Below are 13,609 nucleotides of genomic sequence, written 5' to 3' on the forward strand. Positions count from 1 at the left end.
TTTACATTGCATCGCGGGGGCGGGGAGAGACTTCGCCCCGGCGGGGGCGCTGCCCCCCGCAGCCCCCGGGATATCTGCGCCAGGGTGAAAGGGGCCGGGGCATTTGCGCGCCTTGACCCGGGGCTTGCGGCGGCTAGTCTGCCGCCATGAGCCTTGCATCCCGCCTGACCCGCACGCCCCTTCCCTTCGATCCTGCCCGCGGCGCCGATGTGGCCGCCCGCTATGGTGATTTTCCGCCCGAAATCCGGGGGGTGATCGCGGGCACGGCGGGCTGTTCGCCCTATCTGGCAGGGCTTCTGGAGCGCGAGGCGGAGTGGCTGCGGGCGGCGCTGTCAGGCCCGATCGAGGCGGCTTTCGTGGCCGAGATCGCGCGCTTGCAGGAGGTCACGCTTGAGGCGCTGGGCGCCGAGTTGCGCCGTGCGAAGCGGCGGCTGGCGCTTTTGATCGCGCTGGCCGATCTGGGCGGGGCCTGGTCATTGGAGCAGGTGACCGGGGCGCTGACGACACTGGCCGAGACCGCCGTCGATCTGGCCCTGCGCCGGCTGGTCGCCGAGGAGATCCGGCGGGGCAAGCTGCCGGGCAAGGGCCCGGATGACGCTGCCCGCGCGGGCGGCATGGTGGCGCTCGCGATGGGCAAGATGGGGGCGCATGAGCTCAATTATTCCTCGGACATCGACCTGATCTGTCTTTTCGACGAGACCCAGTTCGACCCCGATGACCGGATCGAGGCGCGCGCGGCCTTTATCCGGGTGACGCGGAAAATGTCGGCCCTGATCAATGACATCACCGCCGAGGGCTATGTGTTTCGCACCGATCTGCGGCTGCGCCCGGACGCCTCGGTGACGCCGGTGTGCATCTCGATGGGGGCGGCGGAGCTGTATTACGAGGCGGAGGGGCGGACCTGGGAACGTGCCGCCTATATCAAGGCGCGGGCTTGCGCGGGTGACATCGCGGCGGGCGAGAAATTCCTGCGCGCGCTGACCCCTTTTGTCTGGCGCAAGCATCTGGATTTCGCCGCGATTCAGGACGCCCATGACATGCGGCTGCGGATCCGCGCCCACAAGGGTCTGGGCGGGGCGATCGAGGTGGCCGGGCACAACATGAAGCTGGGTCAGGGCGGCATCCGCGAGATCGAATTCTTCACCCAGACACGGCAGCTGATCGCGGGCGGGCGCGACCCCGATCTGCGCGACCGCAGCACCGTCGGGGGGCTGGCGAAGCTGGCCGCCAAGGGCTGGGTGCCCGCCGATGTGGCCAGCGAGCTGACCGAGCACTACCGTGAGCATCGCGAGATCGAGCATCGCATCCAGATGGTGAACGATGCCCAGACCCAGCTGATGCCGACCACGCCCGAGGGGATCGACCGGATCGCGCGGATGATGGGGGCGGGCGATACCGCGGCCTGGTCGGCGCGGCTGAAGCAGCGTCTGACCCGGGTCGAGGCGCTGACGGGGGCGTTCTTTGCCCCCGCCGAGGCCGCGGCGCGGCCCGATCTGAGCCCCGAGGCCGAGGCGATCATCGAGGCCTGGGCGCATTATCCGGCCTTGCGCTCGGACCGGGCGCAGGCGATCTTCCGCCGCATCGAGCCCGAAATCCTGAAGCGGATGCAGCGCGCCGCCAGCCCCGAAGAGGCGCTGCGCCAGTTCGACGGCTTTCTGGCGCGGCTGCCCGCGGGGGTGCAGCTGTTTTCGCTTTTTGAGGCGAATCCGTCACTCATCGATCTGATCGTCGATATCTGCGCCACCGCGCCGGGGCTTGCGAGCCATCTGAGCCGCAATCCCGGCGTTTTCGATGCGGTGATCGGCGGATCGTTCTTTGCCGCCTGGCCCGGGGCCGAAGCCCTGGCCGAGAGCTTTCGTGCCACGCTGGCGGCGGTGCCGGATTACGAGAAAAAGCTCGATGCGGCGCGGCGCTGGGCCAAGGAATTCCGCTTCCGCGTCGGCGTGCATCATCTGCGCGGGCTGATCGACGCGGCCGAGGCGGCGCGGTTTTATGCCGATCTCGCGGGCACTGCCGTCGCCGGGCTCTGGCCCGAGGTGGTGGCCGAATTTGCCCGCAAGCACGGCGCGCCGCCCGGCCGGGGGGCGGTGGTGCTGGGCATGGGCTCGCTGGGCGCCGAGCGGCTCAATGCGGCCTCGGATCTGGATCTGATCGTGATCTATGACGCGCAGGGCATCGAGCAGTCGGAGGGGGTGAAGCCCTTGGCAACGCGGCAATATTTCGCGCGTCTGACGCAGGCCTTCATCACTGCGCTGACCGCGCCGATGCCCGAGGGGCGGCTTTACGAGGTCGACATGCGGCTGCGGCCCTCGGGGCGGGGGGGGCCGGTGGCGGTGTCGCTCGACAGTTTTGGCGACTATCAGCGGGCCGAGGCCTGGACCTGGGAACATCTGGCGCTGACGCGGGCGCGGGTGCTGGCGGGGGATGCCAGCCTTGGCGCCGATGTCGAGGCGGTGCGGCTGGCGGTTCTGGCCGAAAAGGGTGGCGATCCGAAGGTGATGCCCGATCTGGCCGAGATGCGGGCACGGATCTTTGCCGCCAAGGCCCCCGATGGCGCCTGGGAGGCGAAGATCGGCCCCGGGCGGCTGCAGGACATTGAGCTTCTGGCGCAAAGCTTCGCGCTGCGCGCGGGCGAGCCCGCCCGCAAGGTCGAGGCGCAGCTGCGCATCGGTCCGCGCCGGGGGTTTGTCACGAAAGCCGAGGGCGAGCTGCTGGCCTCGGCCTATCGCTTCCTGTGGCGGCTGCAGGCGGGGGGGCGGCTTTTGACCGACCGGCCGCTGGATCTGCAGGCGCTGGGCGAGGGCGGGCGGGCGTTTTTGCTGCGCGAACTGGGCGCAGACAGTCTGGACGCCCTTGCCGAACGGCTTGCGCGCACCACATCCGAAGTTGCGGCGCTCGTCGAGAAGGCGCTCGGCTGACGGGAGGGCGAAGATGGATCTGAAACTGGCGGACCCGAAGGGGCTTTTGCGCGAAAGCTATCGCATCGAGGGGATCGGTGCGGTCGAATGCCGGTCGATCTTTCTGGATTGGGCGCTGAGCCTTGCGCCGGGCACCGACCAGATCGCGGCGATGCGGGTTGTTTTGACCAGTTATGGCGCCGATGCGGGCCATCCGATGTCGCAGGTTCTGGCCGAGGGGCTGACCCGCGCGGAAACCGCGCCCGCCCGGCGCGGTGGCCGGGCGGGTCGGATGTCGGTCTGATCAGCCAAGCGTCGCGCGCGAGAGCGCGGCGGCATCCGTTGCCAGCGCCTCGATCGCGGCCCAGTTGCCCGCGCTCATCATGCCCTGCGGCGCCACCCAGGAGCCGCCGACGCACATCACGTTCGGCAGCGTCAGGTAATCGCGCGCATTCTTCAGACTGACCCCGCCGGTGGGGCAGAACGACACCTTGGGTAGCGGCCCGGCCATGGCTTTCAGCGCCGCCGCGCCGCCCGAGGTTTCGGCGGGGAAGAATTTCAGCATGTCATAGCCCAGGTCCAGCGCCCGCATCACTTCCGATGCGGTGACGGCGCCGGGCAGCAGCGGCAGGCCCTCGTCCTCGCAGGCTTTGACAAGGCTTTCGGTCAGGCCCGGGGCGACGCCGAATTGCGCGCCCGCGGCCTTGGCGGCCCGGACATCGGCGGGGGTCAAAAGCGTGCCCGCACCGACGACGCCGCCTTCGACATCGACCATGGCGCGGATCGCCTCAAGCGCGCAGGCGCTGCGCAGCGTCACTTCCAGCGCCTTCAGCCCGCCCGCCACCAGCGCCTTGGCGAGCGGCTGGGCATGGGCCACGTCCTGCACCACGATCACGGGCACGATGGGGGCAAGCGCGCAGATTTCGCGCGCTTTCGCGGATTGGGCGGTGGGGGTCATGACGGGCCTCCTGAGGGGTATGGGTCAAGGGGGCGTATTTAAGCCAAGAAAAAGCCACGGGTTTTTTCTTGGTCCAAATACGCAGATGCGCCGCAGGCGCGGCCTCACACTATCACGGACGCGCCGGAGGTGGCAGGGCCGGTGTTGCGGCGGAACGTCTCGAACAGCTCGCGGCCGAGACCCGTGCGATTGGCGCTCAGATCGGGGGTGGCCGGGGCGCGGCTCTCGAAGCCGTCGGTCAGGCAGGTGAGGCTGCCGGTGTCGGCGTCCAGCCGGATCAGATCGCCGTCGACGAGTTTGGCGAGCGGTCCACCACAGGCGGCCTCGGGGCTGACATGGATCGCGGCGGGCACCTTGCCCGATGCCCCCGACATCCGGCCATCGGTGACCAGCGCGACGCGCAAGCCGCGGTCTTGCAGCACCGAGAGCGTGGGGGTGAGCGAATGCAGCTCGGGCATGCCGTTCGCCTGCGGCCCCTGAAACCGCACCACGACCACGGTATCGGCGGTGAAGTCGCCGCGTTTGAAGGCCTCTTTCACCGCGTCCTGGCTTTCGAAGATGCGGGCCGGGGCCTCGATCACATGGCGGTCGGGGGCGACGGCCGAGACCTTGATCACGCCGCGACCGAGATTGCCCGCCAGCTGTTTCAGCCCGCCCGTCGCCGCGAAAGGATCGGCGGCGGGGCGCAGGATGCGGTCGTTGAGGCTCTCCTCCGGGCCCTCGACCCAGGTCAGGCGGCCCTCGATCAGCTTCGGTTCCTGGGTGTAGCGCGCAAGGCCCGGACCGGCGACGGTGTTCACATCGGCATGCAAAAGCCCCGCGCGCAGCAGGTGGCGGATCAGGAATTGCAGCCCGCCCGCGGCGTGAAAGGCGTTCACATCGGCCAGCCCGTTCGGATAAACCTTGGCCATCAGCGGCACCACATCGGAAATCGCGTCGAAATCTTCAAGGTCAAGCTCGATCCCCGCCGCGCGCGCCATCGCGGGCAGGTGCAGCACAAGATTGGTCGAGCCGCCCGTGGCCATCAGCCCGACCAGACCGTTGACGAAGGCGCGCTCGTCAAGGAGCTGCCCCACCGGCAGCGCATCCGGCCCCAGCGCGGTGATTTCGGCCACACGCTGCGCGCCCGCCACCGTCAGCGCATCGCGCAGGGGCGTGTGCGGGTTGACGAAACTGGACCCCGGCAGATGCAGGCCCATCACCTCCATCAGCATCTGATTGGTGTTCGCGGTGCCATAAAAGGTGCAGGTGCCCGGCCCGTGATAAGACGCCATCTCGGCTTCCATCAGCTTGTCGCGGCCCACCTCGCCGGTGGCAAATTGTTGCCGCACCTTGGCTTTTTCGTCATTCGGCAGGCCCGCCGTCATCGGCCCCGCAGGCAGGAAAATCGCGGGCAGATGGCCGAAGGTCGCCGCCGCCATCACCAGACCCGGCACGATCTTGTCGCAAACGCCCAGGAAAATCGCCGCGTCGAAGGTGTCGTGAGACAGCGCCACCCCGGCGGCCAGCGCGATCACCTCGCGCGAGAACAGCGACAACTCCATCCCCGCGCGGCCCTGGGTGACGCCGTCGCACATCGCTGGCACCCCGCCCGCCACCTGCGCCGTCGCCCCGATGTCGCGCAAAGCCGCCTTGATCTGCGCCGGGTAATCGGCATAGGGCGCATGGGCCGAAAGCATGTCGTTATAGGCGGTGACGATGCCGATATTCGGCCCGCGCCCCTCGGCCAAAGGCGCCTTGTCCGGCCCCATCGCCGCATAGGCATGGGCCTGATTGCCGCAAGCCAGATGCGCCCGCGCCGGGCCCGCGGCTGCGGCCGAGGCGATCCGCGCCAGATAGTCGGCGCGCCGCGCCGAAGACCGGGCGCGGATACGCTCGGTCACCCGGGCAATCGTGGCATTCAGCGGTGCGGCAGTCTCGGTCATGGTCATGTCCAGCTTTTGCGAAGGCTCGGGATGTCCCGTAATATTCAGTTTAGCGCTAACAAATCAATCCTGCTTTCCCTCTTGCGCGGGGCGGCGGGCAAGGTCCAGCGAATTTCCGCGAAAATCCGAAAGGTGTGGCGCGGATGAAGCAAAGCCATGCCGATGCGGGCTTTGCGCGGCGCGAAACTCGGGATAGAGGGGGCGCAATATCCTTCAGCACACAGGCCCGCCATGACCGAAGAACAAGCGCCGAAGTCCCGTCCCGTCGTGCGGCTGCGCCCCAAGGCCGAGGCCCGCGCGATCCGGCACGGCTTTCCCTGGGTCTATGCCGACGAGCTGGTGACCGACCGGCGCACGCAGGGGCTGACCCCCGGCGTGATCGCGACGCTGGAAGATGCCGAGCGCCGGGTGCTGGGCACGGTCACGGTCAATCCGAAATCGAAGATCATCGCCCGCGTTCTGGATCGCGACGCAGACGCCGCGATCGATCGCAACTGGATCGCGGCGCGGCTCGCGCGTGCGCTGGATTTGCGGGCGCGGCTGTTCGACCGGCCCTATTATCGCCTCGTGCATGCCGAGGCCGACGGCCTGCCCGGCGTCATCATCGACCGTTTCGGCGATGTCGCGGTGGTGCAGCCGAACGCCGCCTGGGCCGAGGCGCTGATCGGCGATCTTTGCGCGGCCCTCGTTGCGGTGACGGGCGTGACGACGGTGATCAAGAACGGCTCCGGCCGCTCGCGCGGGCTGGAAGGTCTGCCCGAGGAAACCGTGATCCTGTGCGGTGGGGTTGACGGCCCGGTTCCGGTCGAGATGAACGGCGCCACCTATATGGCGGATGTGCTGGGCGGGCAGAAGACCGGGCTGTTCTTTGATCAGCGTCCGAACCACGCCTTTGCCGCGCGGCTGGCGCGCGGGGCGCGGGTGCTCGATGTGTTTTCCCATGTCGGCGGGTTTGCGCTGGCCTGTCTGGCGGGGGGGGCGGAAAGCGCTTTGGCTGTCGATGCCTCGGCTGCCGCTTTGGATCTGGCCACGAAAGGCGCCGAGGCGATGGGGCAGGGGGCGCGTTTCGCCACCCGGCAGGGCGATGCCTTTGTTACGCTGGAAGCGCTTGCGACCGAGGGCGCGCAATTCGATCTGGTGATCTGCGATCCGCCCGCCTTCGCGCCGAACAAACAGGCGCTCGATGCGGGCTTGCGCGCTTATGAGCGCATCGCGCGGCTGGCGGCGCCCTTGGTGGCGCCGGGCGGTTACATCGTGCTGTGCTCCTGCTCGCATGCCGCAGATCTGGTGGCGTTCCGCAATGCCTCGGCCCGCGGTCTGGGGCGTGGCGGGCGGCGCGCGCAGCTGTTGCACACCGGGTTTGCCGGGCCCGATCACCCGATGCTGCCGCAACTGGCCGAATCGGCTTACCTCAAATCGCTGGTCTTCCGGCTCGACTGATGCGCGCCGCCCCCGGCAAGGTTTTGCTAGACGCCTGCGTGCTTTACCCGACGGTTCTGCGCGAAATCCTGACGGGCTGCGCCGCCGAGGGGCTTTACACCCCCCTCTGGTCGGACCGCATCCTGGAGGAATGGGCGCGGGCGGCGGCGCGGCTGTCCTCGGGCGACGAGGCCTATGCCCGGGGCGAGATTGCCACGCTCAAGGCCCGTTTCCCAAAGGCCAGCATTGCCCCCCGCCCGGGGCTGGAAGCACGGCTGCATCTGCCCGATGAAAACGACATCCATGTGCTCGCCGCCGCCATATCTGGCGGGGCCGAGGCGATCGTGACGCAAAACCGCGCCGATTTCCCGCGCGGGGTTCTGGCGGCCGAGGGGCTTGTGCGCCTTGATGCCGATGGGTTCCTCTGGGCGCTGGCGGCCGATCATCCCGCGCAGCTCGCCGCCGTGGTGGAACGCGTCCGGGCCAAGGCCGAGGCGCTCTCGGGCCAAAGCTGGACCACCCGGGCGCTTTTGAAAAAGGCGAAGCTCTTCCGCCTTGCCCGTGCGCTTGAAACCGCCTGAGACTTTCCCATCCCTTGCCAAACCGCTTTGAGTTCGCCCGACACCGGGCTAGACTTGCGCCCGGCGCCAAGGTAGGAAGGGCATGTGTTACCGCTAACATATGTCATGCAGGACGGCGCCGGAGGAGGGCGCCAGTCATGCCAAGAATCGGAGCCAGCCCCATGGTGTCGCGTGTCATTCCGGTCGATCTTTTCGATCTCGTGATCTTCGGAGCCACGGGCGATCTTGCGCAGCGCAAGATCCTGCCCGGGCTTTACCGCCGCTTCCATGCCGGTCAGATGCCCGAAGGGGCGCGGATCATCGGCGCGGCGCGCTCCGGGATGGATGCCGCGGGCTTTCGCGCCCAGGTGGCGAAGGCGATCGCCGACTATGTTGATCCGGCGAAACAGGATGCGGCGATGATCGCGGCCTTTCTGCAAAACCTCGATTACGTTTCGGTCGATGCGACGGGCGAGGGCGGTTGGGACGCGCTCAAGGCCCGGGTCGATCCGGGCCGGATCAACGCCTTCTATTTTTCGGTGGCGCCGATGCTGTTTGGCCCGCTGGCCGACCGGCTGAAAGCGCATGGGATCGCCGGAGAGAGCGCGCGCATCGTCGTCGAAAAGCCCTTCGGGCGCGATCTGGCATCGGCGCGGGCCTTGAACGCGACCTTGGCCGCGCATTTCGAGGAAAGCCAGATCTACCGGATCGACCATTATCTGGGCAAGGAGACGGTGCAGAACCTGATGGCGGTGCGTTTCGCCAATATCCTGTTCGAGCCGCTGTGGAACGCGCAATATATCGATCATGTGCAGATCACCGTGGCCGAAACCGTGGGCGTGGGCGGGCGCGGCAGCTATTACGACAAATCGGGCGCGATGCGCGACATGGTGCAAAACCATCTGATGCAGCTTCTGTGCCTGATCGCGATGGAGCCGCCCTATCACTTCGACCCCGATGCGGTGCGCGACGAAAAGGTGAAAGTTATCCGGGCCTTGCAGCCCATTCCCGCGGCCGACATCGTGCGCGGCCAATATCTGGGCGTGAAGGCCGGGCCGGGTCGGGCCGAGCAGCCGGGCTATCTGGAAGACAGCGAAAACCCCGACAGCCGGACCGAAAGCTATATTGCGCTGAAGGTGCAGGTGGCGAACTGGCGCTGGCAGGGCACGCCGTTTTATCTGCGCACCGGCAAGCGGCTGCGGGGGCGCGCGAGTGAAATCGCCATCACCTTCAAGGCACCGCCGCATTCGATCTTCGATCAGGAGGAGGCGTCCTGGCGCGAAAACGTCCTTGTCATCCGGCTGCAACCGGATGAGGGGATGAATCTGAAAGTGATGATCAAGGAGCCGGGGCCGGGGGGGATGCGTCTGGTGCAGGTGCCGCTTGACATGTCCTTTGCCGAGGCTCTGGGCGAGGAGGGCGCCGACATTCCCGACGCCTATGAACGCCTCATCATGGATGTGATCCGCGGCAACCAGACGCTGTTCATGCGCGGCGACGAGGTCGAGGCCGCCTGGGCCTGGACCGATCCGATCATCGCGGGCTGGGAGGCGCGGGGCGACCGGCCGCGGCCCTATGACGCCGGGTCTTCCGGCCCGGAAGATGCGCTGATGCTGATGCATCGCGACGGCCGTCGCTGGCGGGAGATCCGCGAATGAACCTGATCGAATACCCGGACCGCGAATTGATGATGCTGGCGCTTGCCGACAAGGTCGCCAGCCAGCTGCGCCGCGCGCTTGAGGTCGAGGAGCGGGTGACGCTCTGCGTGCCAGGCGGCACCACGCCCGGGCCGGTCTTCGACATCCTCTCGGGCCTTGATCTCGACTGGGCGCGGGTCTGGGTGATGCTGAATGACGAGCGCTGGGTCGATGAAACGAGCCCGCGTTCGAACACCGCGCTGTTGCGCAACCGGCTTTTGCGGGGCGCGGCGGCGCTCGCCCATCTGGTGCCGCTCTACGCCCCCGCCGAAACGCCCGAGGAGCGGCTGGAGGAGCTGTCCCGGGGCGTCCGCGCTGCGCTGCCGCTGACGGTGCTGATGCTGGGCATGGGCACCGACATGCACACCGCCTCGCTTTTCCCCGGCGCCGATCATCTCACCGAGGCGCTGGCCCCCGATGCCCCCCCGGTGATGGCGCTGCGCGCCGATGCCGCGGGCGAGCCGCGGATCACGCTGACCGCGCCCGTCCTGCGCGCGGCGATGCATTGCCATCTTCTGATCACCGGTGCAGAAAAGCGCGCAGCACTCGAGCGTGCCGCAAGCCTTCCCGAAACCGAGGCTCCGGTGCGCATCGTCCTTTCCAACGCCACCATCCATTGGGCCCCCTGATGAACCGTTTCGATGACCTGCTTGCCCATGCCGCGACCGTCAAGGATCGGCATATCCTCGATCTTTTCGCCGCCGATCCCGCCCGCGCCACAGCTTTCAGCGCCGAATTCGGGGCGTGGTTCTTCGATTTCTCGAAAACCAACATCGACGCCACGGGGCTGAAGCTGCTGATCGATCTGGCCGAAAAGACCGGGGTTGCCGCGCGCCGCGACGCGATGTTCGCGGGCGAGAAGATCAACGAGACCGAGGGGCGCGCGGTGCTGCACGCGGCCTGGCGCAATGCGGCCGAGGCGATCACGGTCGACGGTCACGACGTGATGCCCGCGCTGCGCGAGACCTTGGGCCGGATGCAGGCCTTTGCCGAGGATGTGCGGACGGGCCGGTTCACCGGGCAGGGCGGGCGCATCACCGATGTCGTCAATATCGGCATCGGCGGCTCGGATCTGGGGCCGGTGATGGCCGCGATCGCCTGCAGCTCCTTTGCCGACGGGCCGCGGCTGCATTTCATCTCGAATGTCGATGGCGCGCATGCGCATGACGTGCTCTCGGGGCTCGACCCGGAAACGACGCTGGTGATCGTGGCGTCAAAAACCTTCACCACGATCGAGACGATGACGAATGCGCAAACCGTCCGCGCCTGGATGGCGGCGAAGGTTGCGGACCCGGCGGCGCAATTCGCCGCGATCTCGACCGCGACCGACAGAACCGCCGCTTTCGGCATCCCGGCTGAGCGCGTCTTCGGGTTTGAGGATTGGGTCGGCGGGCGCTATTCGGTCTGGTCGCCGATTGGCCTCAGCCTGATGATCGGCATCGGCCCGGGCTATTTCGCCGAGTTCCACGCCGGCGCCGCCGCGATGGACCGCCATTTCCGGCAGGCGCCTTTGGCGGAAAACCTGCCGGTACTGCTCGCGCTGGTCGGCATCTGGCACAATCAGGTTCTGGGCCATGCCACCCGCGCCGTGTTGCCCTATGAACAGCGCCTCGCCCGGCTGCCCGCCTATCTGCAGCAGCTGGAAATGGAAAGCAACGGCAAGCGCGTCTCGATGGACGGCGCCGATCTGCCCTGGCATTCCGGCCCGGTGGTCTGGGGCGAGCCCGGCACGAATGGCCAGCACGCCTTCTATCAGCTGATCCATCAGGGCACCCGGGTCGTGCCTTGCGAATTCATCCTGGCCGCGCGCGGCCGCGAGCCCGATCTGGAACATCAGCACCTGCTGCTGGTGGCGAACTGCCTGGCGCAGTCCGAGGCGCTTCTGCGCGGCCGCTCGCTTGCGGAAGCGACGGAGATCATGGCGAAAAAGGGCCTGACCGGGGCAGAGCTCGACCGTCAGGCCCGCCACCGCGTCTTCCCGGGCAACCGCCCCTCGACGACGCTGCTGATCGAGGTGCTTACCCCCTTCACGCTTGGCGGCATCGTCGCGCTTTACGAACACCGGGTGTTCGTCGAGGGCGTGATCCTTGGCCTCAACAGCTTCGACCAATGGGGGGTCGAGCTTGGCAAGGAACTGGCGTTGGCGCTGGCGCCGGTGCTTGACGGCAGCTCGGAGGGCGCGGGCAAGGACGGCTCGACGCTCGGCCTCGCCCAACGCATCCGCGCCGCCCGAGCCTGAGCAAAGGGGGGGCGCTGCCCCCCGTCCGCAAGCGGACTCCCCCCGGGATATTTCCGGCAAGATAAAAGCACGATCGGGGCTTCTCATTCATCTTGCCGGAAATATCCCGGGGGGTGAATTGCCGAAGGCAAGAGGGGGGCAGCGCCCCCCCCTTTTTCTTTGGCGTCGCCTGCGGTTCAGCCCATACGTTCCGACGTATAGCCGCCGGGCGAGGCCGGGAAGACGACGGTCTTGTTGCCGTTGATGAAGACGCGGTGCTGCACATGGGCGTGGATCGCCCGGGCGAGCACCAGCGCCTCGACATCGCGGCCAAGGCTGACGTAATCCTCGGGGCTTTGCGCATGGGTGATGCGGACGGTTTCCTGCTCGATGATCGGGCCTTCATCCAGATCGGCGGTGACGTAATGCGAGGTCGCCCCGATCAGCTTCACGCCGCGCTCATAGGCCTGCTTGTAGGGATTGGCGCCCTTGAAGCTGGGCAGGAAGGAATGGTGGATGTTGATGATCTTGCCCGACATTTTCTGGCAGAGCTTGTCCGACAGGATCTGCATGTAGCGCGCCAGAACCACCAGCTCGGCGCCGGATTCCTCGACCACATCGAGCAGATGCGCCTCGGCCTCGGGCTTGTTTTCCTTCGTCACCTTGATGTGGTGGAAGGGGATGTCGTGGTTCACCACCACCTTCTGATAGGTCATGTGGTTCGAGACGACGCCGACGATCTCGACCGGCAGCGCGCCGATGCGCCAGCGGTAAAGCAGGTCGTTCAGGCAATGGCCGAAGTTCGAGACCATCAGCAGGACCTTGACCTTCTTTTCCGCATCATGGATCGCCCAGTCCATGTCGAATTCCTGCGCCACCGGCTCGAAGCCTGCCTTCAGGCTTTCAAGCGTCGCCCCGGTCTGCGACACGAAGGTGACGCGCATGAAAAACTGGCCGGTCAGAAGGTCGTCATACTGGTTCGAATCGGTCAGGTTGCAGCCGCTGTCGGCCAGATAATTGGCAATCGCCGCCACGATCCCGCGGGTCGAGTGGCACTTCACGGTCAGCACATAGGTGGTCATTCCCGGTTCCTTTCGCGGCCCCCTGAGGGTGTCTCGGAGGCGTCTAGCACATATTCCCCGCCCCGCGGCAAGGGGCCTGCCGGGATGCGACCGCGGATCGTCAAAATGCGTCGGGGCGCGTGTCGCAATTGCTCCGGCTGGCCAATCCGTCCGCGTCGCGCCCGGCGCGGCCGGAGTTTCGCCGCGGCTTCGCCCCGGCGACCCGCGGGGGGCGCTGCCCCCCGCACCCCCCGGCGTATTTTGCCAAGGAAAACCACAGAGCCGGGGCCGCTGTCCCGGTCTTGAAGCCGGTCATTGCGGCAAAGCCGCGCGAGGCGACACAGCAAAGATGGTCGGCTTTCGGCTTTTCCTGGTGCAAATACGCCGGGGGTGCGGGGGCGGAGCCCCCGCCCGGGTCGCCTTGGCGACGCCAAGGCGAAATCCCTTCCTCCCGGCGGGCGGGGTGTCAGATCTGCTTTTCGGGCAGATGCACCACCAGCCCGTCAAGCAGCGAGGTCACCTTGATCTGGCAGGTCAGCCGCGAGGTTGCCGGGTTCGGCTCATAGGCGAAATCGATCATGTCGGTCTCGGTCGGCAGGGGTTTGGGCAGCCGGTCCACCCAGGCCGGATCAACATAGGCATGGCAGGTCGAACAGGCGCAGGCGCCGCCGCAATCGGCGTCGATGCCCGGCACGCCATTGTCGCGCGCCGCTTCCATCACCGTCAGGCCCGGTTTCGCTTCCACCTCGTGACGGGTGCCATTGTGTTCGATGAAGATGATCTTCGCCATGAAATCCTCGTGTGCCGTGGCTGCGCTGGGTTCGCTTTCCCTTTAGGACAAAGGCGCCCGCATTGCCAGCGCCGCTTGGCCGCA

General features: G+C 67.3%; 11 protein-coding genes. 7 read left to right on the plus strand and 4 right to left on the minus strand.

Translation table 11 applies throughout. The features are described from left to right. Positions 1-146 precede the first annotated feature (146 nt). Together AC4PTB_RS05790 and AC4PTB_RS05795 are read left to right on the plus strand one after the other, a co-directional pair. The gene (locus AC4PTB_RS05790; protein ID WP_492192117.1) at positions 147-2,918 is read left to right on the plus strand and encodes a [protein-PII] uridylyltransferase family protein; all 2,772 of its coding nucleotides are present in this window, start codon (positions 147-149) and stop codon (positions 2,916-2,918) included. Between the two features lie 13 nt (positions 2,919-2,931). Then, positions 2,932-3,201, plus strand: a complete 270-nt coding sequence (locus AC4PTB_RS05795) for a hypothetical protein (RefSeq protein ID WP_492192118.1) — start codon at positions 2,932-2,934, stop codon at positions 3,199-3,201. Here AC4PTB_RS05795 and AC4PTB_RS05800 read toward each other — a convergent pair whose 3' ends face one another. Next, positions 3,202-3,855 carry a bifunctional 4-hydroxy-2-oxoglutarate aldolase/2-dehydro-3-deoxy-phosphogluconate aldolase gene (locus AC4PTB_RS05800; protein WP_492192119.1) on the minus strand — a complete coding sequence of 218 codons (654 nt, stop codon included), beginning with the start codon at positions 3,853-3,855 and terminating at the stop codon, positions 3,202-3,204. A 104-nt stretch (positions 3,856-3,959) separates the two neighbouring features. Continuing rightward, positions 3,960-5,780 carry a phosphogluconate dehydratase gene (gene edd, locus AC4PTB_RS05805; RefSeq protein WP_492192120.1) on the minus strand — a complete coding sequence of 607 codons (1,821 nt, stop codon included), beginning with the start codon at positions 5,778-5,780 and terminating at the stop codon, positions 3,960-3,962. Between the two features lie 231 nt (positions 5,781-6,011). On the opposite strand from edd, the gene AC4PTB_RS05810 reads away from it, so the two are divergent. The 5 genes from AC4PTB_RS05810 to pgi all read left to right on the plus strand — a co-directional run bounded on the left by AC4PTB_RS05810 (position 6,012) and on the right by pgi (position 11,695). Continuing rightward, positions 6,012-7,220, plus strand: coding sequence for an RSP_2647 family RNA methyltransferase (locus tag AC4PTB_RS05810; RefSeq protein WP_492192121.1), 1,209 nt, complete (start codon positions 6,012-6,014; stop codon positions 7,218-7,220). Next, positions 7,220-7,780: an RSP_2648 family PIN domain-containing protein gene (locus tag AC4PTB_RS05815; protein WP_492192122.1), complete on the plus strand. Its 561-nt coding sequence runs from the start codon at positions 7,220-7,222 to the stop codon at positions 7,778-7,780. The genes AC4PTB_RS05810 and AC4PTB_RS05815 overlap by 1 nt, the downstream gene beginning before the upstream one ends. Before the next feature lie 161 nt (positions 7,781-7,941). Continuing rightward, positions 7,942-9,417: a glucose-6-phosphate dehydrogenase gene (gene zwf, locus AC4PTB_RS05820; protein ID WP_492192587.1), complete on the plus strand. Its 1,476-nt coding sequence runs from the start codon at positions 7,942-7,944 to the stop codon at positions 9,415-9,417. Continuing rightward, positions 9,414-10,085: a 6-phosphogluconolactonase gene (gene pgl / locus AC4PTB_RS05825; RefSeq protein ID WP_492192123.1), complete on the plus strand. Its 672-nt coding sequence runs from the start codon at positions 9,414-9,416 to the stop codon at positions 10,083-10,085. The genes zwf and pgl overlap by 4 nt, the downstream gene beginning before the upstream one ends. After that, on the plus strand, positions 10,082-11,695 hold the full coding sequence (gene pgi, locus AC4PTB_RS05830) for a glucose-6-phosphate isomerase (protein ID WP_492192588.1): 1,614 nt from the start codon (positions 10,082-10,084) through the stop codon (positions 11,693-11,695). The genes pgl and pgi overlap by 4 nt, the downstream gene beginning before the upstream one ends. 176 nt (positions 11,696-11,871) lie before the next feature. Here pgi and purU read toward each other — a convergent pair whose 3' ends face one another. Both purU and fdxE read right to left on the minus strand, forming a co-directional pair. Further along, complete coding sequence (gene purU / locus AC4PTB_RS05835; protein WP_492192124.1) at positions 11,872-12,756, minus strand: formyltetrahydrofolate deformylase; 885 nt, start codon at positions 12,754-12,756, stop codon at positions 11,872-11,874. Positions 12,757-13,201: 445 nt separating this feature from the next. Continuing rightward, positions 13,202-13,525, minus strand: a complete 324-nt coding sequence (gene fdxE / locus AC4PTB_RS05840) for a ferredoxin FdxE (protein ID WP_492192125.1) — start codon at positions 13,523-13,525, stop codon at positions 13,202-13,204. Positions 13,526-13,609 lie beyond the last annotated feature (84 nt).

The sequence above is a fragment of the Rhodobacter sp. 4.3.4 genome, from assembly GCF_058724655.1.

Bases quoted from the DNA above. Each gene is read 5' to 3' on its own strand.
- AC4PTB_RS05790 (WP_492192117.1), top strand. From the start codon at position 147: ATGAGCCTTGCATCCCGCCTGACCCGCACGCCCCTTCCCTTCGATCCT.
- AC4PTB_RS05795 (WP_492192118.1), top strand. From the start codon at position 2,932: ATGGATCTGAAACTGGCGGACCCGAAGGGGCTTTTGCGCGAAAGCTAT.
- AC4PTB_RS05800 (WP_492192119.1), bottom strand. From the start codon at position 3,855: ATGACCCCCACCGCCCAATCCGCGAAAGCGCGCGAAATCTGCGCGCTT.
- edd (WP_492192120.1), bottom strand. From the start codon at position 5,780: ATGACCGAGACTGCCGCACCGCTGAATGCCACGATTGCCCGGGTGACC.
- AC4PTB_RS05810 (WP_492192121.1), top strand. From the start codon at position 6,012: ATGACCGAAGAACAAGCGCCGAAGTCCCGTCCCGTCGTGCGGCTGCGC.
- AC4PTB_RS05815 (WP_492192122.1), top strand. From the start codon at position 7,220: ATGCGCGCCGCCCCCGGCAAGGTTTTGCTAGACGCCTGCGTGCTTTAC.
- zwf (WP_492192587.1), top strand. From the start codon at position 7,942: ATGGTGTCGCGTGTCATTCCGGTCGATCTTTTCGATCTCGTGATCTTC.
- pgl (WP_492192123.1), top strand. From the start codon at position 9,414: ATGAACCTGATCGAATACCCGGACCGCGAATTGATGATGCTGGCGCTT.
- purU (WP_492192124.1), bottom strand. From the start codon at position 12,756: ATGACCACCTATGTGCTGACCGTGAAGTGCCACTCGACCCGCGGGATC.
- fdxE (WP_492192125.1), bottom strand. From the start codon at position 13,525: ATGGCGAAGATCATCTTCATCGAACACAATGGCACCCGTCACGAGGTG.